At 41.5% G+C, this 25,416-nt stretch carries 24 protein-coding genes; 22 read left to right on the forward strand and 2 right to left on the reverse strand.

Going from position 1 to position 25,416, the window contains the following annotated elements; translation table 11 throughout:
* Window positions 1-12: 12 nt before the first annotated feature.
* Window positions 13-654, forward strand: coding sequence for an HAD-IA family hydrolase (locus DNL43_RS09395; RefSeq protein WP_054768972.1), 642 nt, complete (start codon window positions 13-15; stop codon window positions 652-654).
* A 1-nt stretch (window position 655) separates the two neighbouring features.
* Here DNL43_RS09395 and DNL43_RS09400 read toward each other — a convergent pair whose 3' ends face one another.
* A complete protein-coding gene (locus DNL43_RS09400; RefSeq protein ID WP_056982623.1) occupies window positions 656-1,498 on the reverse strand; it encodes an N-acetylmuramoyl-L-alanine amidase in 843 nt (280 codons plus the stop codon).
* Window positions 1,499-1,861: 363 nt separating this feature from the next.
* On the opposite strand from DNL43_RS09400, the gene hisS reads away from it, so the two are divergent.
* The 7 genes from hisS (at window position 1,862) to DNL43_RS09435 (ending at window position 10,199) form a co-directional block, all read left to right on the forward strand.
* Complete coding sequence (gene hisS / locus DNL43_RS09405) at window positions 1,862-3,169, forward strand: histidine--tRNA ligase (protein WP_054768971.1); 1,308 nt, start codon at window positions 1,862-1,864, stop codon at window positions 3,167-3,169.
* Window positions 3,170-3,171: 2 nt separating this feature from the next.
* Window positions 3,172-4,959, forward strand: coding sequence for an aspartate--tRNA ligase (gene aspS / locus DNL43_RS09410; protein ID WP_057962854.1), 1,788 nt, complete (start codon window positions 3,172-3,174; stop codon window positions 4,957-4,959).
* 138 nt (window positions 4,960-5,097) lie between these two features.
* Window positions 5,098-5,973, forward strand: coding sequence for a YitT family protein (locus DNL43_RS09415; protein ID WP_057962853.1), 876 nt, complete (start codon window positions 5,098-5,100; stop codon window positions 5,971-5,973).
* A gap of 101 nt (window positions 5,974-6,074) precedes the next feature.
* Window positions 6,075-7,226 (forward strand): CDP-glycerol glycerophosphotransferase family protein, encoded by a 1,152-nt coding sequence (locus DNL43_RS09420; RefSeq protein WP_095344848.1) that lies wholly within the window; start codon window positions 6,075-6,077, stop codon window positions 7,224-7,226.
* Between the two features lie 13 nt (window positions 7,227-7,239).
* Entirely contained in the window at window positions 7,240-8,049 is an 810-nt protein-coding gene (locus DNL43_RS09425; protein ID WP_054768970.1) for an ABC transporter permease, read from the forward strand.
* Between the two features lie 16 nt (window positions 8,050-8,065).
* Window positions 8,066-9,286, forward strand: coding sequence for a CDP-glycerol glycerophosphotransferase family protein (locus DNL43_RS09430; RefSeq protein WP_057962852.1), 1,221 nt, complete (start codon window positions 8,066-8,068; stop codon window positions 9,284-9,286).
* Window positions 9,279-10,199 (forward strand): deoxyribonuclease IV, encoded by a 921-nt coding sequence (locus DNL43_RS09435; protein WP_095344850.1) that lies wholly within the window; start codon window positions 9,279-9,281, stop codon window positions 10,197-10,199. The genes DNL43_RS09430 and DNL43_RS09435 overlap by 8 nt, the downstream gene beginning before the upstream one ends.
* A 13-nt stretch (window positions 10,200-10,212) precedes the next feature.
* Here the strand turns inward: DNL43_RS09435 and DNL43_RS09440 are convergent, their stop codons facing one another.
* Window positions 10,213-11,034 carry a pyruvate, water dikinase regulatory protein gene (locus DNL43_RS09440; RefSeq protein WP_054768969.1) on the reverse strand — a complete coding sequence of 274 codons (822 nt, stop codon included), beginning with the start codon at window positions 11,032-11,034 and terminating at the stop codon, window positions 10,213-10,215.
* Between the two features lie 177 nt (window positions 11,035-11,211).
* Between DNL43_RS09440 and rpsU the strand changes: the two genes are divergently transcribed.
* The 14 genes from rpsU to pepT all read left to right on the forward strand — a co-directional run bounded on the left by rpsU (window position 11,212) and on the right by pepT (window position 25,378).
* Window positions 11,212-11,403, forward strand: a complete 192-nt coding sequence (gene rpsU, locus DNL43_RS09445; protein ID WP_035177572.1) for a 30S ribosomal protein S21 — start codon at window positions 11,212-11,214, stop codon at window positions 11,401-11,403.
* Window positions 11,404-11,498: 95 nt separating this feature from the next.
* On the forward strand, window positions 11,499-11,948 hold the full coding sequence (locus DNL43_RS09450; protein ID WP_054768897.1) for a GatB/YqeY domain-containing protein: 450 nt from the start codon (window positions 11,499-11,501) through the stop codon (window positions 11,946-11,948).
* A gap of 72 nt (window positions 11,949-12,020) precedes the next feature.
* Entirely contained in the window at window positions 12,021-12,986 is a 966-nt protein-coding gene (locus DNL43_RS09455) for a PhoH family protein (protein WP_057962851.1), read from the forward strand.
* Between the two features lie 29 nt (window positions 12,987-13,015).
* Window positions 13,016-13,504 carry an rRNA maturation RNase YbeY gene (gene ybeY / locus DNL43_RS09460; protein ID WP_057962850.1) on the forward strand — a complete coding sequence of 163 codons (489 nt, stop codon included), beginning with the start codon at window positions 13,016-13,018 and terminating at the stop codon, window positions 13,502-13,504.
* On the forward strand, window positions 13,482-13,889 hold the full coding sequence (locus tag DNL43_RS09465) for a diacylglycerol kinase family protein (RefSeq protein ID WP_095344829.1): 408 nt from the start codon (window positions 13,482-13,484) through the stop codon (window positions 13,887-13,889). Before ybeY ends, DNL43_RS09465 begins: the two co-directional genes overlap by 23 nt.
* 12 nt (window positions 13,890-13,901) lie before the next feature.
* Entirely contained in the window at window positions 13,902-14,804 is a 903-nt protein-coding gene (gene era / locus DNL43_RS09470; protein ID WP_057962849.1) for a GTPase Era, read from the forward strand.
* A gap of 12 nt (window positions 14,805-14,816) precedes the next feature.
* Window positions 14,817-15,578 (forward strand): DNA repair protein RecO, encoded by a 762-nt coding sequence (gene recO, locus DNL43_RS09475; RefSeq protein WP_054768895.1) that lies wholly within the window; start codon window positions 14,817-14,819, stop codon window positions 15,576-15,578.
* Window positions 15,579-15,875: 297 nt separating this feature from the next.
* On the forward strand, window positions 15,876-16,805 hold the full coding sequence (gene glyQ, locus DNL43_RS09480; protein ID WP_057962848.1) for a glycine--tRNA ligase subunit alpha: 930 nt from the start codon (window positions 15,876-15,878) through the stop codon (window positions 16,803-16,805).
* Window positions 16,805-18,886 (forward strand): glycine--tRNA ligase subunit beta, encoded by a 2,082-nt coding sequence (gene glyS / locus DNL43_RS09485; RefSeq protein ID WP_057962847.1) that lies wholly within the window; start codon window positions 16,805-16,807, stop codon window positions 18,884-18,886. The genes glyQ and glyS overlap by 1 nt, the downstream gene beginning before the upstream one ends.
* A 135-nt stretch (window positions 18,887-19,021) precedes the next feature.
* Window positions 19,022-20,854: a DNA primase gene (gene dnaG, locus DNL43_RS09490; RefSeq protein ID WP_057962846.1), complete on the forward strand. Its 1,833-nt coding sequence runs from the start codon at window positions 19,022-19,024 to the stop codon at window positions 20,852-20,854.
* A gap of 17 nt (window positions 20,855-20,871) precedes the next feature.
* A complete protein-coding gene (gene rpoD, locus DNL43_RS09495; RefSeq protein WP_095344831.1) occupies window positions 20,872-22,155 on the forward strand; it encodes an RNA polymerase sigma factor RpoD in 1,284 nt (427 codons plus the stop codon).
* A gap of 154 nt (window positions 22,156-22,309) precedes the next feature.
* Window positions 22,310-23,014: a tRNA (adenine(22)-N(1))-methyltransferase gene (locus tag DNL43_RS09500; RefSeq protein ID WP_057962845.1), complete on the forward strand. Its 705-nt coding sequence runs from the start codon at window positions 22,310-22,312 to the stop codon at window positions 23,012-23,014.
* Window positions 23,004-24,119 carry a Nif3-like dinuclear metal center hexameric protein gene (locus tag DNL43_RS09505; RefSeq protein WP_057962844.1) on the forward strand — a complete coding sequence of 372 codons (1,116 nt, stop codon included), beginning with the start codon at window positions 23,004-23,006 and terminating at the stop codon, window positions 24,117-24,119. Before DNL43_RS09500 ends, DNL43_RS09505 begins: the two co-directional genes overlap by 11 nt.
* 20 nt (window positions 24,120-24,139) lie before the next feature.
* Window positions 24,140-25,378 carry a peptidase T gene (gene pepT / locus DNL43_RS09510; RefSeq protein ID WP_057962843.1) on the forward strand — a complete coding sequence of 413 codons (1,239 nt, stop codon included), beginning with the start codon at window positions 24,140-24,142 and terminating at the stop codon, window positions 25,376-25,378.
* Window positions 25,379-25,416 lie beyond the last annotated feature (38 nt).

Here is a 25,416-nt window from a genome sequence, read left to right on the forward strand (position 1 = left end):
AAGGAGTGCACAATGATTAATCAATTATTTTGGGATTTTGATGGAACGCTTTTTGATACGTATCCAAAGATGGTGGAAGCATTTATGCAGGCATTGCGTGATTTAGGGGTTGATGATGTGGAAATTGACCAGAATCAAATCTATGTCACAATGCGTCAACATGACGTTGGAACAGCGATCAGAAAGTTTTCGGCCTTTTATGGGATTGACGAAAAAAAGCTCCGTAAGCTTAACAAAACGTATCAGACAAAAATGATTGAAACGGCCTTACCATTTCCGGGGGCTAAAGAAGTCCTTGATTTAGCAACCTCGATGGACGGTCGGAACTTTTTACTCACCCATCGTGACGATCAGGCTAAAACCATGCTCAAGAAGTTTGATTTACTGGATTACTTTAGTGATTTTGTCACTTCTGATCAAAACTTTCCGCGAAAGCCCCAGCCTGATTCAATTAATTGGTTGATTAAAACCAACAATGTTGATAGAAAAAAAGCGATTATGATTGGTGACCGCAAGCTTGATGTCGCTGCGGGACACAATGCAAATATCGCTTCGTGTTTGTTTGATCCGGATGGAACCATTGTTGATTCCGGGAACCCTGAAATTCGGGTAACCGAGATTAACGAACTGGTTCCTTGGCTGACCAATAAATAATTTAATTGTGATTTTTAAAATAGTTTGCAATTCCGTTGACAACATCGGTTGCAAGCTTTTTTTGATAGGCTGGACTTTTAATTTGCTTGAAGTCTTTACTGGTGTTGATGTAACCGCCTTCAATCAGAATGGCCGGAACTGAATTGTCTCTGATTACCAGGAAATTGCCAAATTCAGTTCCCCGAGACGGTACTGGTAAGTTGGTCATCTTTTTGTTAACCGATTCAGCCAACTGTTTTGAATCACCATCGTGATAGAAGTAGCAGGTGTATCCGGAGGCAACGTTATTTTCATCCGACGAATCAAAATGAAAACTGACAAAGATGTTGGCTGACGCCGAGTTGGCGACTTCCGGTCGGGCAGCTAACGGCACTGTTTTATCGGAACTCCGCGTCATCACAACCCGGGCGCCCCTTGCCTGAAGTTTTCGTTCAACACGTTTGGCAACCTGTAAAGTAAACTTTTTTTCGGGCTGGCCGGACATCGAAAGGGCACCGGTATCTGAACCGCCGTGGCCGGGATCCAGTACGATTGTCGCCTCCGACAGGCGGGTGACGTTTTGCACGTTGCTGTTTTGAACCAACCAAGCTGCGACCCAGCCGGTTGTCTTGTGTTTGTAGATCACTTTAATCCAGTTGCTCTTTTTACTGATGACCTGAAGGCGTTGGCCCTGCTTAACTTTTGCCCTAACGGAGTAGGTCACGGAAGGGCCGCTTCGAATATTTAATTGATTAACCTTTACGGTCACTGAATTGGCTTCCAACGAAAGAATCAATATCACAAAAGTGATGATGATTGCCAGGGTTGCCACGATCCAGCTTTTATTTTCCCAAATTCTTTTCAAAGTCTATTCCCTCACTCAAATAATAATATTATAGTTGAAAACGCTAAAAGAGGCTAGTGGGATTAGAAATCATGTCGATGTTCTCTTGACATTTCAGTGAGGTTACGCTAATCTTAAAGACAGTTAAACATTCAACCGATAAAAAGAACTATCGTTATGGTTGGCTTCCAGAGAGCATTCATTTGGTGAAAGAGTGCGTCAATTATTTCGAAGTGACACTTTTTGCTAATAATGGTTAATAGCGAAATGCTATTCGTGCGAGCGTTATCCTTGAGAAATAATTAAGGTGGTACCGTGCGCATTGCACCCTTGTCTTCGGACAGGGGTCTTTTTTTTCGGAAATAAAAGTGGGAGGAAACAATTATGAGATATCAACGACCAAAAGGAACGGCTGATATTTTACCAGGCGAAGCTCAAAAGTGGAATTACGTCGAAGAGACTGCCCGGATGCTGTTTAACGATTATCGTTATCAAGAGATTCGGACACCAATGTTTGAAAACTTTGATGTCTTTTCCAGAACGTCTGGTGATACTTCCGACGTTGTAACAAAAGAAATGTATGATTTTAAAGATAAAGGTGACCGACACATGAGCCTTCGTCCTGAAGGGACTGCAGGGGTTGTTCGAGCCTTCGTTGAAAACAAATTGTATGGTCCGGAACATCCACGTCCAGTTAAAGTCTTTTACATGGGTTCGATGTTCCGATATGAACGACCACAATCAGGCCGTCAGCGTGAATTTCATCAAATCGGTGTCGAAGCTTTTGGAAGTGACGAACCCGAATTAGATGTTGAAGTCATCGCTATGGGGATGGATTTGCTGCAGCAATTTGGTTTATCCAACCTGCGGCTTGAAATCAACACCCTTGGGGATCAAGAATCCCGGGATGCTTATCGTCAAGCTTTAATCGATTATCTTGATCCACACTTTGATGAGTTGAGTGATGATTCAAAAGTTCGGCTTCACAAGAATCCACTCCGAGTGCTTGATAGTAAAGATAAACGCGATAAGGAAATCGTTAAAGATGCACCTTCAATTTTGGATTATCTTGACGAAAAATCCCAAAAACATTTTGATCGTGTTAAGAGCTTACTCAAAGCTTTGAATATTCCTTACGTCATCGATCCGGATATGGTTCGGGGACTGGATTACTACAACCACACAATCTTTGAAATTATGGTGGATTCAAAGGCCCTTGGCGACGGATACACAACTATCTGTGCCGGCGGCCGTTACAATGGCTTGGTTGAGCAGCTTGGCGGACCTGAAATGCCCGGAATTGGTTTTGGCCTTGGCATGGAGCGTTTGATGGTATTGATGGAGGCCCAGGGCGTTAAGTTCCCAGTCCTTGATCAACTGGATGCTTATGTTGTTGGAATTGGTGAACAAACCAGCGTCTTGACCCTTCAAATTGTTCAGGCATTGCGTGCCGACGGCTTTGCTGTTGATCGGGATTATCTTGATCGGAAACCCAAAGCGCAGTTTAAGACGGCTAATAAGTTGAACGCTCAATACACAATTACCGTTGGTGAGAGTGAGTTGGAGAATAAGACAGCCAATGTTAAACAGATGCGTACAGGTAAAGAAGTTACCGTTTCACTTGCTTCAATTTTCAAGGACTTTGATGATATCATTGCCAAATATTTTACAGATGATGAGGAGATTGATTAGACATGAAGAGAACCACTTATGCTGGCCTTGTTGATGAAAAGCTCATCGGCAAGGAAGTCGTGTTAAAAGGTTGGGTCCAAAAGCGTCGAGATCTTGGAGGCTTGATTTTTATCGAACTGCGAGACCGTGAAGGAATCGTTCAGTTGGTATTTAGTGAGGAATTTGGCCAGGATGCATTGGCTGTTGCCGATAAGCTTCGTAGCGAATTCGTTGTTGAAGCCAAGGGTAAGGTTGTTGCCCGTGATCCTAAAGAAATTAACCCGAAGATGAAGACCGGTAAGATCGAAGTTGATATTACCTCAGCCAAAATTTTGGCAACTGCCAAAACACCGCCATTTTATATTCAAGACGGCATTAACGTTTCAGAAGATTTGAAGCTGAAATATCGTTACCTGGATCTTCGTCGTCCCGAAATGCAAAAAAACATTTTGCTGAGAAACCGGATTATTCAATCAATCCACAGCTTCTTTGATAAAAATGGTTTCATTGACATTGAAACCCCAACTTTGACCAAGTCAACTCCTGAAGGTGCCCGTGATTACCTGGTTCCTTCACGTGTATATCCTGGTTCATTCTACGCATTGCCACAATCACCACAACAATTTAAACAATTGCTGATGGGTGCCGGATTTGATAAATATTACCAAATCGCCCGTTGTTATCGTGATGAGGATTTACGTGGTGATCGTCAACCTGAATTTACCCAAATTGATATGGAAATGTCATTTGCCGATCAGGAAGAAATTGAAGATGTTACTGAAGGCTTCATTGCCAAAGTTATGAAAGATGCAATGGGAATCGATGTTAAGCTGCCATTCAAGCGAATGGATTGGGATGAATCAATGGCCCGCTTTGGTACCGATCAGCCCGACGTCCGATTTGGAATGGAACTCAAGGATCTTTCAGATATTATGAAAGATGTTGATTTCAAAGTCTTCTCTGGTGCCGTTAAAGATGGCGGCCAAGTTAAGGCAATTGCCGTCCCTGGTGGTGCTGAAAAGTATTCACGTAAAGATCTCGACAAGTTTGCCGAATACGTTGAACGATTTGGCGCTAAAGGTTTGGCATGGTTTAAGGTCACTGATGACGGCTTTAACGGTCCAATTGCCAAATTCTTCAAGGATCCTGACTTGCGTGAAAAGATTTTAGCAAAGGCCGAAGCAAAGCCTGGTGACTTGTTATTGTTCGCTGCTGATAACAGCCGGGTTGTTGCCAACACATTGGCATATCTCCGTGTTGAAATTGCCAAGGAACAGGACATGATTGACGAATCCAAGTTTGCTTTCTTATGGATTGTCAACTGGCCATTGTTTGAATGGGATGTTGATTTAAAGCGTTACGTTGCTGCTCACCATCCATTCACCATGCCTAATGAAAACGATGTTCACTACTTGATGAACGAGGGTGAAGATCCACATAAGGCATACGCTCAAAGTTATGACATTATTTTGAATGGTCTTGAACTTGGTGGTGGATCAATTCGTATCCATACCAGAGCCCTTCAAGAAAAGATGTTCGAAGCACTTGGCTTTACCAAAGAGAGCGCCGAAGCTCAGTTTGGTTACTTCCTGAATGCCTTGGATTATGGTTTTCCACCTCATGGTGGTCTGGCAATTGGTTTGGATCGTTTCGTCCGTTTGCTTGCCAACACTGAAAACATTCGTGACGTGATTGCCTTCCCTAAGAACTCGAAGGCTGTTGAACCATTGACCAGTGCACCACAACCTGTTGCTACTAAACAGCTTGAAGATCTTGGTTTGTTTGTTGCCAAGCCTGATGACAAAAAGTAGACAACAGTTTTTAAACTAAATTAATTTCTTAAAATCCTGTAATCTATTCATTGATTACAGGATTTTTAATGTTATTTTTGTCATTTACGTTTATCATTAAGCATGGACTTCAAATCGTATTCGAAGGGGTTTTATTTTATGGATGATGTTTCCAAATTAATGCGTAGGCATACCTACGTAACCAAAATTTCAACTTCATTTTTCTATGCAATTTTAGTTTCTATCGCGGTTAATTTTTTCTGGACACCTGGACATATCTATTCGTCCGGTGTCACTGGATTTGCCCAGTTGCTGAATACCATTTCCACCCGGGCATTCCCGTTTACAATTTCAACTGGACTTGCACTCTTTCTGCTTAATTTGCCATTATTTTTGTTGTCATGGCGCGCAATCGGCCATGAATTCACCATTTTCACCATTGTCACGGTTTTTCTTTCCAGTTTTATGATTCAGTTGTTAAAGCCGATTCCACTGACGCATGATCCAATTATTTGTGCGATCTTTGGTGGGGCCGTTAATGGTTTTGGAACTGGCTTGGCATTGAGAAATGGTATTTCAACCGGTGGCCTTGATATTTTAGGGATTGTTATCCGGCATCGAACCGGAAATTCCATCGGAACCATTAATATTGCCTTTAATTCGTTGATTATTCTTTCGGCGGGGATTATGTATGGCTGGCCTTATGCGTTTTATTCAGTCTTGAGTTTGATTGTCAACGCCCGGGTCATGGATATGACATATACTCGGCAACAGCGAATGCAGGTGATGATTATTACAAATCGGCCCAACACAGTGATTGATAGTGTTCAAAATCATTTGCGACGGGGAATCACAATTGTTCATAACGCCGAAGGGGCTTATCGCCATGATGCAAAGACCATTTTGTTTACCGTCATTTCACGTTATGAAATGGGGGAACTTGAAGAGGCACTGCTGGAATCTGATCCGAATGCATTCGCAAGCATATCGGATTCGGTCAAAATTCTTGGCCGATTTTATGAGCCGAAGCCTTAGCTGATGTTTCTAAAGATTTCCTAAGAAATTAGTTCTCCAGAAGGATTATGTTATAATATTTTTTGTGTGTGATCACAAATTACTGAAATACGGTGAAAATTTTGAAAGTTGTCTATTTATGGCTGATCAAGCTATTTTCAATGATGAATGTTTGGCGGTCTAAAAATAAAATTGTTTATGTGATGAGTTTCAGCGATAATGTTGATTTTATTAAGCAACTGGCGCAGAAACTGCCACATAAATATAAATTATATGTGTTATACCGCTCCAATACAGAAGCGGCTGCTACTGATTTGGCAGCTTTTGGCATTAATACACGATCATTTAGCGATGGGTTAAAATTTGTCTTGAGCGACGTGTCATTGCTGATGTCGGCCAAGCTGATTATTTGTGACAACTATTATGCTTTTTTAGGTGGTTTGATCAAACTGCCATCGACAAAGATCGTTCAAATTTGGCACGCTGATGGTGCGATTAAGAAGTTCGGCTGGCAAGATCCAACGACTGAACAGCGGAGCTCTTCTGATAAGAAACGATTTCAAAAGGTCTATGACCACTTTGATGAGTATATTGTTGCCTCCAAAGCGATGGGCCAAGTGTTTGTTAACAGTTATCACGAAGACTTCGACAAAATTCAGTTGCTGGGTTATCCACGATCTGATCAATATTTGAGTCAGGATTGGCAACAGAAAGCTCGGGAAAGAATTTATCGTTCTGCTCCCGAATTAAAGAATCGCCGGGTTATCCTGTATGCGCCAACTTATCGTGCCCATCAGGACTTTAAGCTGCCCAAGGGGCTTGGCAGTGCCTTGGTTGCGGATCCGAATGCTGTGGTTGTAATCAAATTGCATCCTGTGTTGAGAGACCGCGAAGTGTCAATGAGACGGATTGGCAATCCCAAAATCAAGTTTTATCATGAACTTGAAACCAGTGATTTACTGGCAGTTGCCGACACGCTTGTAACTGATTATTCTTCCGTTGCATTTGACTTCAGCTTATTGCCGAATGCCAAATCGATGATTTTCTTTATGTTTGATATTGACAGTTACAAGAAGGATCCGGGAATTCAAGATGATTTTCTCGACTGGCTACCGGTAGAGCCGGTTTATAAGGTCGAGCAGCTCAGAAAACAAATTGCCGAATCAAAAGCTGTTAACTTTGAAAAGTTTAATCAACACTGGAATACGTATAATGATGGCCATGCGACTGCACGAGTCATTGATCGTTACGTCAAATTCTTAGAGTCTAATTAAGGAGTGCCTTACATTGAAAGAAGTCAGTACTTTAATAAAAGAACAATTTCTAAATATTGGAATTATTTTTCGAATTTCAAAATACGAAGATAAAGCTGAATACCAAAGTCATTATCTCGGATTAATTTGGGAATATTTATACCCATTGATTCAAATCGGAATTTATTGGCTGGTGTTTGGTATTGGATTAAAGCACGGAAACTCCACCCACGGGATTGATTACCTGGTTTGGATGGTTATCGGGATCACGCCTTGGTTCTTTATGAACCGTGCGACTCTTGATGCTTCCAAGAGTATCTACCAACGTGTCGGGATGGTTTCCAAGATGAAATTTCCCGTTAGTGTGCTGCCAACCATTAAGATTGTCAGTAACTTAAGTGCTTTTTGGACAATGCTGGTCTTCTCAATCGTCATTGGTTTTCTCTACGGAGTGACACCATCGATTTACTGGATTCAATGGATCTACTACTTCATTTGCATGATCGCTTGGCTGATTGCGTTTGGAATCTTCAATTCGACAATCTCTGTTTTGGTTCGGGATTATCGAATCCTGCTCCAATCGTTGATGCGGATGCTGTTTTATATGTCCGGGGTATTGTTTAACTTCCAGACTGATGCCTTTCCGGCACCATTCGTTCATATCTTGCAGTTAAACCCATTCTTCTATGTTGTTTCAGGATTCCGTGATGGGATGCTTGGGACCGCATGGTTCTGGCAAAAGCCAACTTTGACCCTTGTCTTTTGGGGAATGATCCTGTTCTTCTTATTGGTTGGTTCTCATTTGCACTATAAATTCAGATCAAGATTTGTTGATTTAATCTAGCTTTGAGGGTGAGTTTTTGAAACGTTCAATGATCAATTTTATTAAACTTATAGCCCGCATAATACTCATCGTGATGAACGATGGGTTTATTTGTATGCCGGTTAAAAAAGAGACCGTTTTGTTTGAAAGTTTTAACGGCAAGGATGTCAGTGACAACCCACTTGCTATATACAAACAACTGCTGTCGGATGATCCTGGTGCTCGCAATCGCTGCTATTTCAGCGTAAAGCCGAGTGAGTATCGAAAATTATCAGAATTATATCCTGACATTCAATTTGTTAAACGCTTTACGCCAGGGTGGGTAAAATACATTGCCCGAGCAGACTTTTGGGTGATGAATTCCCGAATGCCAAAGTGGTGGAAGAAAAACTCACAGACCACGTTTATTCAAACCTGGCATGGGACGCCCTTAAAGAAACTGGGTGTTGATATTGCCAACGTCGAAATTCCCGGTAGTACGACAGCTGAATACCATCAGGAATTTGTGGATGAAGCTGCTCGTTGGGATTATTTAATCGCACCCAACCAGTACTCTCATGACATTTTCAAGTCGGCTTTTAAATACGCTGGCCGTTTTTTGGATATTGGTTACCCACGAAATGATGTTCTATATTCTGAAAATACACCAGAAAAGATTGCCACTATTAAGCAAAAGCTGTTTGGTTTTCAACCTAAACAAGTTGTGATGTATGCACCAACTTGGCGCGATGACAGCTTTTCTGAAAAGGGACAGTATAAGTTTAACCTGCCATTTGATTTGAACGAATTCTTTAAGCGGGTTTCTCCGGATACGATGTTGGTCATTCGGCCGCATTACCTGGTTAAGGACAGGATTGATATTTCTGGATATGAAGATCGGGTTCGAATTTTTGCCGATGTTGATATTAATCAGTTGTATTTGATTACCGACTTATTGATTACCGATTATTCCTCAGTGATGTTTGACTTCGCCAATCTGGAACGGCCAATGCTTTTCTATCCCTACGATTTGATTCATTATCGAGATCAACTGAGAGGATTTTACTTTGATTATAATCAGGATAATCTCCCCGGACCGATGGCTCAAAGCACTGATGAATTTTATCAGGATTTAAAGGATTATACTGACCACGGAAGCTTTACTGACTTTAGTACCAATCTTGAGGCATTCAACAGGAAGTTCTGCTCATGGGAAAACGGTCAGGCCTCTGAGAAGGTTAGTCAACTGATTTTACAGGGAGGAAAACGAAATGAGTGATGATACATTTTTAATTGGTTCTCATGTCAGTATGAACGGCAAGGACATGTTTCTGGGTTCGGCCAAAGAAGCTGCCTCATATGGTGAGAATGTTTTTATGGTTTACACGGGAGCTCCTCAAAATACCGTTCGAAAACCGATTGAAAAATTAAATGCTGATGCGGGTAAGCGGTTTATGGCCGACAACGGCTTAAAAGAAGTCGTTGTTCACGCGCCCTATATTATTAATCTTGGCAACACTTTGAAGCCGCAAAACTTTACGTTTGGCGTTCAATTTCTTCAACAGGAAATCAAACGTGCTGAAGCAATTGGCGCTAAAGAAATCGTTTTGCATCCGGGTGCTCATGTGGGTGCCGGACCTGAAAAGGCAATTAATCAAATTGCCAAAGGGCTTAACGAAGTCATTTCTGATGACCAGCATGCCCAAATTGCCTTGGAAACGATGGCAGGCAAGGGGACGGAAGTTGGTGTCACTTTCGAACAGTTGGCTGAGATTATCGATAAGGTTCAAAATAATGACAAATTAGCCGTTACCTTTGATACTTGTCATACCAGCGATGCCGGTTATGATATCAAGAATGATTTTGACGGTGTATTAAACGAGTTCGATCACATCATTGGGCTGGATCGACTTAAGGTCATTCACTTAAACGATTCCAAAAATGAGCAGGGTAGCCACAAAGATCGTCATCAAATCATTGGTTTGGGGACAATCGGGTTTGACGCCCTCAATTATGTTGCTCATCATGACCAACTAAAAAGCGTTCCCAAAATAATGGAAACGCCAGTTTTGAAGGATCCCGACAACAAAAAGATTAAGTGGAATCCTCACGGTTATGAAGTTGCGATGCTTAAAAAGCAGAAATTTAATCCCGACATTATTGAAGATATGAAGGCAGGCAAGCCATATTGATACCGGCTGCTTGTTAATCTTCAAATTCTGTTGTATTCAAATTTAAACTTTCCAAAATGATGGTAGCTGTCTCTTCGATTGACTTGTTTGCGACATTAATTGTCAAACAACCAATCTTACGATACAGCTTTTTTGCGTATTCCAATTCAGTCTTGATATGCTTTGGATCAGAATAAGGCGTATCAGGATTCATGCCGTATGAAATCATTCGCTGCTTACGGATCTTGCTGAGCTTTTCGGGTGTGTTTAACAAGCCGAACATCTTATCCTTGTCGATATCGTGAATTTCGTCCGGAAGATGCAATTCAGGGCCGATTGGCAGGTTGGCAACCTTTTGGTTTTGATTTGCCAAGTATAATGATAATGGCGTTTTAGACGTTCTTGAAACACCAAGCAACACAATGTCGGCCTCTTGAAGTCCCTTTGGATTTTTACCGTCATCATTTTCGACGGCAAATTCAATTGCGGAGATTCGCTCGAAATAATTTTGATTTAAATCATGAATTAATCCGGGAACGTGGGCCGGCTGCTGACCCGTCAATTGACTCAGCATGTTCATTGGTGATTGAACACAGTCAAAGTCCGAAAGGCCGTTTTCCTTGCAGAAGCTTTGAACCATTTTGCTGAGATCGGTATTGACCAACGTATGGAAAATCATCGCATGCTGATTTAAGGCAATCTTTAAAATTCCCCTTAAAATCGAATCAGTTTGGATAAATGGGAAGCGCCGGATCTCGCCTTTAATGTCTGGAAACTGTGACAGGGCGGTTTGCGCAACTGTCTGAGCCGTTGCACCGCTTGAATCTGATATAATAAAAACGTTTTGAGTTTGCATGATAAATAACCCCTAAAATTATATTTACTAACTAAATATTAACATGAAGTATCATTTTTATCTTAAATCATTGACGATATATCGATTAATATGTATAATTTACTTCGAACCGTTTTAGAAAACACTTAATGTGTTGATTAAACAGTTACATTTAAGCTCGGAGGGAGGGAATTTCATATGGCAAAGACAGTCGTTCGTAAAAACGAGTCTCTTGATGATGCTCTTCGACGCTTCAAACGTACAGTTTCTAAAAGCGGTACATTACAGGAATATCGTAAACGAGAGTTTTATGAAAAACCAAGTGTTAAGCGTAAATTAAAGTCTGAAGCAGCACGTAAGCGTAACAATAAGAAGAAACGTCGTTATTAATCAATAGCGATTATAGAGGTCGGAGCTAATGTTTATTAGTCTCTGATCTTTTTTAATGTTAAAATTTAAGTATTAACTGAAAAGAGGTTACTTTGATGAGTGTATATGATAAATTGCTTTCTGACATGAAAGATGCCATGAAGGCTCGTGACAAAGTCCGACTTGGTGTAATTCGCGGAATCAAGGCCCAAATTATGAACGCCAAAGTAGCAGATGGAAACCATGATTTAAACGAAGACCAAATCAATGACATTATCACAAAAGAAATTAAGCAGCAAAAAGAATCATTGGAAGAATTTAAAAAAGCCGACCGCCAGGATCTCGTAAAAGACCAGGAAGCCAAGTTGAAGATTGCTGAAGAATATGCGCCAAAACAACTCTCAGAAGATGAAGTTGAAAAGATTGTCAATGACACAATTTCACAAATTGGTGCAGAATCAATGGCTGACTTTGGTAAAGTAATGGGTGCTATTATGCCTAAAGTTAAAGGCAAGGCTGACGGCAGCGTTATTAACAAATTAGTTAAGAAACAGCTACAAAGCTAGAATTCTGTTAGGATACTGCCAACTTTGTGGTAGTATCTGAATAAATATGACAATGAAAAGGAGCTCACTTACTTGGCTGATACTCAACAAGTTACAAGAGAGTTTATTGTATCCGACCCAAACGAATTATTGCAGATTGTCGGTGCTCAAGATGAGTACATTACAATCATCGAAGAGGGAATGGATGTCTCCATCAATGTCTTTGGCAATTCGCTGAGAGTAACTGGTCAGGATGAACCTGTCAGCATTACGCTGCATATTTTGGAGAATATTCTCTCGTTAATTCAAAAGGGAATTAATATTAACAGCAGTGACTTCATTAGTGCGATGAATATGGCTCAAAATGGCACGCTGGAGTACTTTAAAGACCTTTACAATGAAGTCCCTATAAAAGATGCAAAAGGCAAGGCTGTGCGTGTAAAGACCTTTGGACAGCGACAGTATATTCAGGCAATTAAACACCATGACGTTGCTTTTGGAATTGGTCCTGCCGGAACCGGTAAGACTTATTTGGCAGTTGTCATGGCGATCGCTGCTCTCAAGAAGGGAACCGTCGACAAGATTGTTTTGACCCGACCTGCTGTTGAAGCAGGTGAGAGCCTGGGCTTTTTGCCGGGTGACCTGAAAGAAAAAGTTGATCCATATTTGAGACCAATTTACGATGCTCTTCATTCAATTTTGGGTGCAGAACACACTGAACGGCTTATGGATCGCGGAACAATTGAAATTGCCCCATTGGCCTATATGCGTGGCCGAACACTTGATAATGCGTTTGTGATTTTGGATGAAGCTCAAAACACGACAAACATGCAGATGAAGATGTTCCTGACCCGACTTGGATTTGGATCTAAAATGATTGTCAATGGTGATATTTCACAAATTGATTTGCCAAAACATTCTGCCAGTGGATTGGTAACCGCTCAAAAGATTTTAAAGAACATTGATCAAATTGAGTTTGTGACCTTTACGGCTAAAGATGTTGTTCGTCACCCAGTTGTTGCAAAAATTATTACTGCGTACGAAAAAAGTGGCCATTAACTTTACAAAAGACTTGAGGGAATAACTTAATGGATTTAGAAATATATGATAAAACTGAAAAAGGGGTCCCTGAAAAGGATCAAAAGTTGATCCGCGACGTTCTTGATTTTGCCGGATCTTACATTCATTTGGCTGACAATACTGAGATGTCGGTCACCCTTGTGAATAACGATGAAATTCATCAAATCAATAAAAAATACCGGGGTGTTGACCGGGCTACTGATGTTATCAGCTTCGCAATCGAAGATGATAGTGACGATGCAGACGATTTTCCAATTGTCATGGATGAGTCTTTAAAAGAGGCCATTCCTGAAAACATTGGCGATATTTTTGTTTCTGTCGACAAGGTGGCTGAACAAGCGGATTACCTCGGTCATTCGTTTGAACGCGAACTGGGATTTCTCTGTGTTCACGGATTCTTACACCTAAACGGCTACGATCATATGAAGAAAGCTGACGCGGACGTGATGTTTCCGCTTCAAAAAGAGATTTTAAATGCTTATGGACTCAAAAGATAAACAAAAACCACAATTGGATAAGAACAAATCATTTCTTCAATCAGTCGGTCATGCGCTTGACGGTATTAAGCGACTTCTTTTAGAAGAGCGCAATTTCCGGATCGACTTAATTGTCGCAATTGTTGTCTTAACATTTGCAATCGTTATGAAGATCAGTATCAACGAATGGCTATGGCTGTTTGCCGCATTTTTCTCTGTCATTGGTTCCGAAGTCCTAAATACGGTTATTGAAAATGTTGTTGACTTGATTGTTGGCCATCATTTTGACTTCTTGGCCAAGCGTGCGAAGGATGTGGCTGCCGGTGGTGTCCTACTGTCGGCACTTTTTGCTGTTATCATCGGCATGTTGATTTTTGTTCCCAGATTCATGACGTTATTGAAATAAGAGGGGTAAAAAATGGATAATCCAGATTTTCATTCAGGCTTTGTTGCCATTGTCGGCAGACCAAACGTTGGTAAGTCAACTTTCTTAAATAGAGTGATCGGCCAAAAGATTGCGATCATGAGTGACAAACCACAAACAACCAGAAATAAGATTCAAGGTGTCTATACAACCAAGGATGCCCAAATTGTCTTCATCGATACACCCGGAATTCATAAACCACAAAATAAACTGGGTGATTTCATGATGGATTCTGCGCTGTCTGCTTTAAAAGAAGTTGACGCGGTCTTATTCATGGTTAACGCCACAGAACATCGTGGTGCCGGTGACAACTTTATCATTGACCAGCTCAAGAATGTCGACAAGCCAATCTATCTGTTGATTAATAAGATTGATGAAATTTCACCAGATGATATTATGCCGATCATTGAGCAATATAAGAATGCACTGCCGTTTAAAGATGTTTATCCAATTTCGGCACTTCAAGGCAACAACGTTCCCGAATTAGTTGATACTTTGATTAAAGAATTGCCAAATGGTCCCCAATATTATCCTGCTGATGAGGTAACCGATCACCCTGAGCGGTTCGTCATCTCAGAATTAATTCGTGAAAAAGTATTGGAATTAACCCGTCAGGAAATTCCCCATTCAACCGCAGTGGTTGTCGAAAGTATCAAGACTGAAAAGAGTCTTTTGAGAATTCGGGCAACAATTATTGTTGAACGTGACGGCCAAAAGGGAATTGTCATTGGCAAGGGTGGATCGATGCTCAAAAAGATCGGAACACTTGCCAGAAAAGATATTGAAAACATGATGGGCAACAAGGTCTTCTTGGAACTCTGGGTTAAGGTTGAGCCTCATTGGCGTGATAAAGCCAACTTGTTAAATTCATATGGTTACCGTAAAGATAATTATTAGAGGTGAGTGATTTTGTCAAATGGTCAGCGAACGGATTTTAACGGTATTTTGCTATATACAAAAGCCTATCGGGAACACGACCTGCTGATAAAATTTCTGACCAAGGAGTTCGGCAAAAAGATGTTTCTGGTAAGGGGTGCCAAACGGCCAAAGTTCAAAATGCGGGCGGCAGTTTTACCGTTTACATACGGCCTTTATGGTGGTGACATCAAAGACTCCGGCCTTTCTTATATCATGAACGATAAGCATTTGGAACATTTCCAAAACATTAGTGAAGATATCACTAAAAATGCTTATGCAACCTACATTATGTCGCTGATTGATATGGCGTATCCGGATGGGGAGGCAATTCCCGGTTGGTATGACAAATTATTGACGGGTTTGCATCTCATTGATGAAGGATTTGATGAACAAATCATTACCAACATTTTTGAGGTTCAGCTGCTTAATGCATACGGGGTTGCGCCCGACTGGGTCGACTGTGTCATTTGCCATCGAACCGACCTGCCGTTTGATTATTCCGAAGCCTATGGTGGGTTATTGTGCAGTAACCACTGGAATAAAGACCCGTACCGGATGCATTTAGATGCCCGGACGATTTACTACCTGCGTTTATTTTCTGTGGTAGATCTTAAAAAGCTGACCCATATCAAAGTCAATGACCAAACCAAAAAGTCGTTGCGGGAAGTGCTTGACCAGATTTATTTGCGAAGCGTTGGGGTCGTCCCAAAGAGCAAGCATTTTATCGATCAGCTTGGTAAATTTAAGTTGTAATGCATAACAGCGTTGACAATTATTTTAATGTCAACTATGATTATTTTTGAAATGAATAATTCAACGATGACAAAAGAAATTGTCTAATGGATTTTTAAAACGAGATCAGGATAGTGTGAGCTGATTAAAATTTATTGGACGAATGGCGCTTTTCGAGTTGAACAATTAAGTGCTGGTAGCAATACCAGAAGTAGGGTGGAACCGCGATTTCATCGTCCCTATGTTGAGTGGCTTAGTCTATAAGTCGTTGAACATAGGGACTTTTTTCATGTTTTTAACTAATTAGGAGGAACTTTTATGACTGAAAAATTATCAGTTCAAGAGATTATACTGCGCCTGCAAAAGTATTGGGCAGCCCAGGGATGTATGTTAATGCAGGCCTATGACACTGAAAAAGGTGCCGGAACCATGAGTCCTTACACTTTCTTAAGAGCTATCGGGCCAGAACCTTGGAACGCTGCGTACGTTGAACCATCACGCCGTCCTGCTGATGGTCGATACGGAGAAAACCCTAACCGGTTGTATCAACATCACCAGTTCCAAGTGATCATGAAGCCTTCTCCCGAAAATGTTCAAGATTTATATTTAAATAGTTTAAAGGAATTAGGTATCAATCCTTTGGAACATGATATCCGGTTCGTTGAAGATAACTGGGAAAACCCATCAATGGGCTGTGCCGGTGTTGGTTGGGAAGTTTGGCTGGATGGAATGGAAATCACCCAGTTTACTTATTTCCAAATCGTCGGTGGTCTTGAGATGAATCCAGTTGCTTCTGAAATCACTTATGGACTTGAACGCTTGTCATCATACGTTCAAGACGTCAACTCCGTTTTTGATCTTAACTGGTCAGACGATGTTAAATACGGTGATATCTTTAAAGAACCCGAATATGAACATTCAAAATACAGTTTCGAAGTTTCCGATCAGGAAATGCTGCTGAATCTGTTCAATGATTACGAACGTGAAGCTAAACGTTTGTTGGCTCAAGATTTGGTTCACCCGGCATATGATTACATTCTTAAGTGCAGTCACACCTTTAACTTACTGGATGCCAGAGGAGCCGTTTCAGTTACCGAACGAGCAGGATACCTTTCAAGAATCCGTAACTTGGCCCGTTCAGTTGCCAAAGAATTTGTTGAAGCACGTAAACGCCTTGGCTTCCCATTAATCAAAGACAAAAAGAAACGCCAAGAACTATTAAAAGACGATAAGGAGGAGAAGAAATAATGGCTAATAATTTCTTATTGGAAATTGGTTTGGAAGAAATTCCTGCCCACGTTGTAACACCAAGTATTAATCAACTTAAGAAGCGGGCCAGTGATTTCTTGAAGGATCAACGAATTTCATTTGCTGATATTAAAACTTTCAGTACTCCACGTCGTTTGGCTTTGTACATCACTGGTTTGGCCGACAAGCAGCCGGACATTGACAAATCGGTTAAGGGACCAGCCAAGAAGATCGCCAAAGATTCTGACGGCAACTGGACCAAAGCTGCAATCGGATTTTCACGAGGCCAGGGAGCAACTCCTGACGACATTACCTTCAAGGATGTTAAAGGAACCGAATACGTCTTCGTTGAAAAGCATATTGCCGGAAAGTCACTTAAAGAAATTTTGCCTGGTATGAAGGACGTTATTACTTCAATGACATTTCCAACCATGATGAAGTGGGGAACCTACTCATTTGAGTATGTTCGTCCAATCAAATGGCTTGTGGCATTGCTCAACGATGAAGTCATTCCATTCAAGATTTTGGACGTCAATACCGACCGAATCACTTCCGGTCATCGTTTCTTAGGTAAAGATATTGCATTAGCCAACGCTGATGAGTATGAAGAAAAATTAACCGAACAGTTCGTTATTGCCGATGCTGCCAAGCGAAAAGAATTAATTACCAAGCAAATTAATAAGATTGCTGCCGACAATAATTGGAAGATCAATCTTGATCCAAACCTGCTTGAAGAAGTTAACAACCTGGTTGAATGGCCAACCGCATTCTTCGGTAACTTTGATGAAAAATACCTGACAATTCCCGATGAAGTTTTGATTACTTCAATGAGAGATCATCAACGATTCTTCTACGTCACTGATCAAGATCGCAAATTATTACCACACTTTATTTCCGTTCGAAACGGAAACGACTATGACATTCAAAACGTGGTTGCCGGGAACGAAAAAGTTTTGACCGCCCGACTTGATGATGCCATGTTCTTCTATCAAGAAGACCAAAAGAAGTCGATTGCCGATGATGTTGAACGACTTAAAAAAGTCAGCTTCCATGACAAGATTTCAACGATGTACGAAAAGATGCAGCGGGTTCAAGTAATGTCTGCTTACCTTGGCAAGCTGGCCGGACTTTCCGAACAGGAACTCAAGGATCTTAAGCGGGCTGCTTCAATCTATAAATTTGATTTGGTCACCGGAATGGTTGGCGAATTTGCTGAACTTCAAGGAGTAATGGGAAACAAATACGCCTTGTTAAAGGGTGAAGACCAAGCCGTTGCCACCGCGATTTCCGAACACTACATGCCAATTTCTGCTAATGGTGAGTTGCCTAAGACCAACGTTGGTTCAATCTTGGCAATTGCCGATAAATTGGACAGCATTTTGACATTCTTTGCTGCAGGGATGATTCCAAGCGGTTCAAATGACCCATACGCTTTGCGTCGTCAGGCCACCGGAGTTGTTCGAATTGTTGCCGATAAGAATTTGAACTTTGATCTGGATGACACCCTTGATAAGCTGATTGATTTGGAAGAACAGTCAAAAGTTGCACCAAAACTTGATATGAAGAGCCAAGTTGCTGCCGTCAGCTCATTTACAAAAGACCGGATCAAGCAGTACTTGGATGATTTGGGTGTTCGTTACGATATTGCGGATGCCGTTACTTCAGGATCACATACCAACATCCTGTTCAACATTGCTAGTGCCAAGACTTTGCAAGATCATAAAGACGATGACAACTTCAAAGACATCATTGAATCACTTACCCGTGTTCAACGAATTTCCAAGAAGGGTTCATTTAAGCCTGATGATCTGAATGTTGACCCCGACTTGTTTGAAAACGACTCCGAGAAGGCCTTGTATGAAGCTGTTTCTACTGCTTCAAAAGACTTTACTAGTCAAACAGCAGAGGAAGACTTCGATCGGTTGTCTCAGTTGAAAGATAAGATCAACGATTACTTCGATGCAACAATGGTTATGGCAAAAGATGACAAATTGAAGAATAATCACCTTCGTCAATTAACGATTATTGCCAACATGATTATGTACCTTGGTGATCTTGATAAGTTGGTTGTTAAAGGATAATTTTAAAGTGTCAATGTTTGTACAAACTTGACATTTATGATAATATTTAAATACGTATCGCCAGTAAAACAAGTCGCACTTTTGGTGCGGCTTTTTACAGGTATTGACGCTGTTTTAAAAGATGGGAGGCGAAGTATGGTGAAAATCCCAGAAGATGTGATTGAAGAAATTAGGTCACAGGTTAACATTGTTGACGTTGTTTCCCAGTTTGTTCAGTTAAAACAATCCGGAAAGAATTTATTTGGCCTTTGTCCGTTTCACGAGGAGCGGACCCCATCTTTTTCTGTATCTGAAGATAAACAGATTTTCCACTGTTTCAGTTGTGGAAGAGGCGGGAATGTCTTTAAATTCTTGATGGAGCTTCAAAACATTTCGTTTCCAGAGGCCGTTAAAAAAGTTGCCGAGATGAAAAATATTTCGGTTGATGACAAGTATTTCCGTGGGAGCGGCAATTCTCAGTCCGCAGCCGAAAATTCTCAGCAAAAACAGTTAATTGACCTTCATGAGCAAAGTGTCAAGCTGTATAATCATATTTTGACAAATACCAAGATGGGAGAACCAGCCCTTAACTATCTCCACAAGCGGGGAGTTACCGATGATACCATTGCGGTTTATCAGTTGGGTTATGCACCTGCACAACGTTTATTGAAACCATTTTTCGATGAACGGAAGGTGGACTTTCAGTTACTTCGCAAATCCGGTTTATTTTCAGAGGATCAGGACGGTAACTTGAGAGACCGATTTGTTGATCGGGTGATGTACCCAATTCGCAACGGATCGGGGCAAACCATTGCCTTTTCAGGCCGTTTGTTAACGACTGATTCGGATATGCCAAAGTATTTGAACAGTCCTGAAACAGAGATTTTTAACAAACGTAAGGTTCTTTTCAACCTGGATCTTGCCAGACCGAACATTCGCAGCAAGGATCCGGCAATTTTATTTGAAGGATTTATGGATGTGATCACTGCCTATCAGGCAGGTATCAAATCAGGAATTGCTTCAATGGGAACCAGCTTAACCGAACAACAGATTTATGACATCAAACGGATCACTCATGAAGTTGTGATTTCGTATGATGGCGATACACCAGGTCAAAAAGCAATCAAGCGGGCAATTGATGCCTTCAATGAGCAAAAAAGTCAGATTGAAATGAAAATTATTTCAATTCCCGGTGGGATGGATCCTGATGAGTTCATTCGGAACAAGGGTGCTGATGATTTCAAACAGTTGATTATTCATGCTCAGGCACCAATTGAATTTGAACTGAGCTTTCTTAAGAAGCAGTACAATTTAGATTCTGAAGTTGATCAAACCAATTACATTGCTGAAGCTTTAAAACTGATTAGTCGTGTGGATTCCAGCATTTCACGGGATCTCTACTTGAATCGCTTGGCTCAAGAGTTTGGCGTGGACAAGTCGCTGCTGCAACAGCAGTTGGCACCACTCCTTGCCCGGCCGAACACTCAGGCATCTGAACAGCAGCATGCTTATCACAAGCCGGCTCAGACGGTTAAACAGCAAAAGCATTACTCACTGGTTGAGAAAGCCGAAATGCAGTTGATGAACCGGATGCTGCATTACCATGATATTTGGTTAAAGGTAAGTAATGTATCAGGATTCTCATTTGTTGATGAACAGTATCAAATGTTGTACCTTTTAGCTGAGGGCTATTTCACTAAATTTGATGATTATAATGTGGCCACTTTCAGTAATCTGATTTCAGAAGATTCCCTGCAAAGTCTATTAGTTGATATCGACATGCTCGAACTTCCTGATAATCCAACCGATGCTGAAATTGACAGTTATTTAAACATTTTAATGCATCGAGCGCCCGTAGAAGAAAAATTAAAGAAAAAGCGTGCGGAACTTAAGCAGGCAACCAAGATCGGCGATGTTGACAAACAGCGCGCGTTAACAATCGAGATTGTCAAGCTTGAACAACAGAAGAGAATGAAGCAACAAGTATAATTCCAGGAGGCTTTTTGATGGCTAACAAAAAAACAGATAAGGTAACAGAAGCAAAGACCACGACAGCTAAGAAGACAACTGCAGCTAAAAAGACGACGGCTAAAAAGACTACGGCCAAGAAGACCACAGCCAAAAAAACAACTGCAGCCAAGGCAAAATCTACCAGAGCCAAGTCAAGCAAGGCCAAAACGACCAAAGCTGCCAAGAAAGCAGACAAGCCTTACAAAAAAGAATTTAACGCAATTGTCAAGAAAAATAAGCCAATCGGTCATATCACCTATGATGAATTGGCAGAGAAGATTCAAAAGCCATATTCTCTGACTGACAAAGATATGGAAAACTTGTTGGAAAGCATTGAAGATTCTGGAATCAGTGTTGTTGATGAAAAAGGTGATCCGGATCCACGAGCAATTGGTGCTGCCAAGAAGGTTACCAAGAAGGAACTTTCCGATGTTTCTGCTCCAACCGGTGTTAAGATTAACGACCCAGTCCGGATGTATTTGAAGGAAATTGGTCGGGTTTCATTGCTGAGTGCCGATCAGGAAATTTCATTGGCCAAGCGAATTGAAGCCGGTGATGAAGAAGCCAAGCAGGAACTTGCCGAAGCCAACTTACGACTGGTTGTTTCCATCGCCAAGCGTTATGTTGGTCGTGGGATGCAGTTCTTGGACTTGATTCAAGAAGGAAATATGGGCTTGATGAAGGCCGTTGAAAAGTTTGATTACCGGAAAGGCTTTAAGTTTTCAACTTATGCCACATGGTGGATCCGACAGGCCATCACCCGTGCCATTGCTGACCAGGCTCGGACCATCCGAATCCCTGTTCACATGGTTGAAACGATCAATAAGTTGATTCGGATTCAACGTCAATTGCTTCAAGATTTAGGCCGTGAGCCGCTTCCTGAAGAAATTGGTGCTGAAATGGATATGCCAACTGAAAAGGTTCGTGAGATTCTTAAAATTGCTCAAGAACCTGTTTCGCTTGAAACACCAATTGGTGAAGAGGACGACTCACATCTTGGGGACTTTATTGAAGATCAGGATGCAACGTCACCAGCTGATCATGCTGCCTATGAATTACTGAAAGAGCAGCTTGAAAGTGTCTTGGATACGTTGACTGACCGTGAGGAAAACGTTTTGCGTTTACGATTCGGTCTTGATGATGGTCGCACCCGAACCCTTGAAGAAGTTGGTAAAGTCTTCGGTGTTACCCGTGAACGGATTCGTCAAATCGAAGCCAAGGCTTTGAGAAAATTGCGTCATCCTTCACGTAGTAAGCAGCTTAAAGATTTCTTGGATTAATAAAAAAGGTTCACTCAAAAGAGGTTGGAGCATTCATTGTTCCAGCCTCTTTTTTACGGCTTGTTTTTGGGATTCTTCAAAACTAAATGTCAAATCTGTTATTTTTCATTTGAATAATTTATAATGAATTTATACACAAACTTAGGAGCTTATTATGAATAGCACTCATTTATCGAAACGTTTGCAGACCGTTAGTGATCACGTTGAACCAGGCAGTCGGTTGGCTGATATCGGTTCAGACCACGCCTATTTGCCGATTCATCTGGCTAAGAACCACACCATCGAATACGGTGTTGTTGGTGAAATTGCTAAAGGTCCGCTTTCAAACGCCATATCAGAAATCAAAAAAGATCGTCTTCTGGATGTTTTGCATCCCAGACTTGCGGATGGATTAGCGGCCATCGAACCCGGCGACAATGTCAATGCAATTACCATTGCCGGAATGGGTGGTAACTTAATTACCCACATCCTTGAAGCCGGCAAAGAGAAGCTTTCAGGCCAGGAAAAATTGATTCTTCAACCCAACGTTGGCGAACCAGTTGTTAGACATTGGCTGATGACCAACGGCTACCGAATCTTTGCTGAACAAATTCTTGAAGAAGATGGGCATATTTATGAAATTATTACGGCAAAAAAAGCACCCCAGCCGGTTCACTATACGGATTTGGAGCTAAAGTTCGGCCCTTTTTTGATGAAAGAAAAGTCACCGGTATTTGTTGAAAAGTGGCAGGAAGAAATTGAATTGTTAAAACGGGTGATTGAAAATATGCATCAAGCCGTTCACGAAGATACTACAAAAATTCAATCCATTCAAAAAGAAATCGATACAATTAATGAGGTGATACAGGTTGAAAGTTAAAGAATTAGTTGACCGTTTTGAACAGTTTGCACCGAAAAAGCTTGCAATGGAAAAAGATCCAGTCGGGTTACAAATTGGGTCATTGAACAGCGAAGTTCACAAGGTTATGACGACTTTGGATGTTCGACCGGAAGTCGTTGATGAAGCGATTGAAAACGGCGTTGATTTTATCTTTGCCCATCATCCGGTCATGTTCCATCCGGCAAGAAACTTGGATTTGGACAATCCGCAAAACGCCATGTATGCCAACATCATTGCGCATCATATCACGGTTTATGCGGCTCACACCAATTTAGATTCTGCCGATGGCGGGATGAACGATTGGTTGGCCGAAACGTTAAGGCTTAACAATTTATCCGGCATGGTGCCGGCTTATGACGAATCGGTTTTTCGTTTGACCGTTCAAGTCCCAAAAGTATATGCAACTGCCGTCCGCATGTCATTAGTTGATGCGGGTGCGCAAGCCAGCGCTGATCAGTATAGTGGCTATACGTACGCAATTGACGGCACCGTTTATTATGTTCCCAAAGCGGGTGCGGATCCGACCATGGGAGCAGCCGGTGAACCAAATGAAATTGAAGATTCCAGACTGGAATTTGAAGTGCCGGAAAAGAATTTGCATCACGTATTGAAGACACTGATCGATGTTCATCCACTGGACCATCCACTGTATAACCTGATTCGGCTTGAAGATAAAAAGCATCACTTCACCATGGGCCGAATCGGCGATCTGGATCATCAGATGTCGGTGAAAGAATTTGCTTTGTATTGCAAACAGGTTTTCCACGTTTCCGGACTGAGAGTGATTGCCAATGACTTGAACAAGCCGTTGAAACGGATTGCCATTTTAGGCGGCGACGGGGGCAAGTTCTTCCACTTGGCGCAACAAAAGGGTGCCGATGCTTACGTGACCGGGGATGTGTATTATCATACCGGTCATGATATGTTGGCCGCTGATTTTCCAGTTATCGATCCCGGTCACCATATTGAAAGTATCTGTATTCCCAAGTTGGCAGCATTGTTCAAACAGTGGTCCGAGGAAAACGGTTGGAATCTGGATGTCTACCAATCCACCATCAATACAGATCCATTCACATTTATGTAAAAAATAAGGAGATAATCACTATGGCTAAGTATTCTGAATTAATTCCCAATTTTTTGAAATTTGTTAAGGTCAATACCCGTTCTGATGCCAATTCTACGACAATTCCATCTTCAGACAGAGAGACTAAATTTTTGAACAGCCTCAAGGACTTGCTGAGTGATATGGGATTGGAAAATGTGCATACCAATAAGCAAAGTGCCTATGTTTTTGCCACTTTACCTGCCAATACAGATAAAAAAGTTCCAGCAGTCGGATTTATTTCCCACATTGATACGGCTGACTTTAATTCTGAAAACATTCAACCGAAGATTGTTGAAAACTATGACGGCCATTCCGTTATCAAGCTGGATGACAACGGTGAATACACTTTGGACCCAAAGGTATTTCCAAGCCTCAAAAAATATGCCGGTCAAACTCTGATTACGACCGATGGTTCAACCCTTTTAGGTGCTGACGACAAAGCTGGAGTATCCGAAATCATTTCAGCGGTTAAATATCTTCAGGAGCACCCAGACATCAAACACGGTGACATTAAAGTTGCCTTTGGACCCGACGAGGAAATTGGAACCGGTGCCGATCACTTTGACGTTAAAGACTTTGGGGCCGATGTGGCATATACCGTTGATGGTGGGCCACTTGGCGACTTGAACTATGAAACGTTCAATGCTGCCGACGCCAAGGTATCCATCAAAGGAACCGATGTTCATCCTGCAGAAGCCAAAGGCATTATGGTTAATGCCATCCAAGTTGGAATGGATTTCCATGCTCAGCTGCCTGATTTCGATCGTCCTGAGAAGACGCAAGACCGGGAAGGATTCTTCCATCTCTACGACTTTCAAGGAACGGTTGATCACACCGACATGGGATATATTATTCGTGACCACGACAGAGATCGATTTGAAGCTCGAAAACGATTATTTAAGGGAATTGCTAACCAAATGAATAGTGATTTTGGTGAAGATCGGGTTAAAGTCACCATCAAGGATCAGTATTACAACATGGGCGAAATTATCAAAAAGGATCCAACTCCCGTTAAGATTGCCGAACAAGCCATGGAAAATGTGGATGCTAAGCCACATGTCTTCCCAGTTCGAGGTGGAACTGACGGTTCGAAGATTTCTTACATGGGATTGCCAACCCCAAACATCTTTGCCGGTGGTGAGAACATGCATGGACGCTTTGAATATGTTTCAGAAGAGACGATGGAAAAAGCGGTCGATGTTGTTCTGGAAATTGCAAAATTATACGCTGAAAAGTAATAGGTCAAAAAAGGTCAAATTATTGTTCAGGGCATTCA

The sequence above is a fragment of the Lentilactobacillus kefiri genome (assembly GCF_009739535.1).
In the GTDB taxonomy this organism is placed as follows: domain Bacteria; phylum Bacillota; class Bacilli; order Lactobacillales; family Lactobacillaceae; genus Lentilactobacillus; species Lentilactobacillus kefiri.

Excerpts from the sequence above, each read along its gene's own strand:
- DNL43_RS09435 (WP_095344850.1), top strand. The coding sequence starts at position 9,279 with ATGAGTGATGATACATTTTTAATTGGTTCTCATGTCAGTATGAACGGC.
- dnaG (WP_057962846.1), top strand. The coding sequence starts at position 19,022 with ATGGTGAAAATCCCAGAAGATGTGATTGAAGAAATTAGGTCACAGGTT.
- rpoD (WP_095344831.1), top strand. The coding sequence starts at position 20,872 with ATGGCTAACAAAAAAACAGATAAGGTAACAGAAGCAAAGACCACGACA.
- aspS (WP_057962854.1), top strand. The coding sequence starts at position 3,172 with ATGAAGAGAACCACTTATGCTGGCCTTGTTGATGAAAAGCTCATCGGC.
- DNL43_RS09450 (WP_054768897.1), top strand. The coding sequence starts at position 11,499 with ATGAGTGTATATGATAAATTGCTTTCTGACATGAAAGATGCCATGAAG.
- DNL43_RS09500 (WP_057962845.1), top strand. The coding sequence starts at position 22,310 with ATGAATAGCACTCATTTATCGAAACGTTTGCAGACCGTTAGTGATCAC.
- ybeY (WP_057962850.1), top strand. The coding sequence starts at position 13,016 with ATGGATTTAGAAATATATGATAAAACTGAAAAAGGGGTCCCTGAAAAG.
- glyS (WP_057962847.1), top strand. The coding sequence starts at position 16,805 with ATGGCTAATAATTTCTTATTGGAAATTGGTTTGGAAGAAATTCCTGCC.
- rpsU (WP_035177572.1), top strand. The coding sequence starts at position 11,212 with ATGGCAAAGACAGTCGTTCGTAAAAACGAGTCTCTTGATGATGCTCTT.
- era (WP_057962849.1), top strand. The coding sequence starts at position 13,902 with ATGGATAATCCAGATTTTCATTCAGGCTTTGTTGCCATTGTCGGCAGA.
- glyQ (WP_057962848.1), top strand. The coding sequence starts at position 15,876 with ATGACTGAAAAATTATCAGTTCAAGAGATTATACTGCGCCTGCAAAAG.
- DNL43_RS09465 (WP_095344829.1), top strand. The coding sequence starts at position 13,482 with ATGCTTATGGACTCAAAAGATAAACAAAAACCACAATTGGATAAGAAC.
- hisS (WP_054768971.1), top strand. The coding sequence starts at position 1,862 with ATGAGATATCAACGACCAAAAGGAACGGCTGATATTTTACCAGGCGAA.
- pepT (WP_057962843.1), top strand. The coding sequence starts at position 24,140 with ATGGCTAAGTATTCTGAATTAATTCCCAATTTTTTGAAATTTGTTAAG.
- DNL43_RS09440 (WP_054768969.1), bottom strand. The coding sequence starts at position 11,034 with ATGCAAACTCAAAACGTTTTTATTATATCAGATTCAAGCGGTGCAACG.
- DNL43_RS09415 (WP_057962853.1), top strand. The coding sequence starts at position 5,098 with ATGGATGATGTTTCCAAATTAATGCGTAGGCATACCTACGTAACCAAA.
- DNL43_RS09395 (WP_054768972.1), top strand. The coding sequence starts at position 13 with ATGATTAATCAATTATTTTGGGATTTTGATGGAACGCTTTTTGATACG.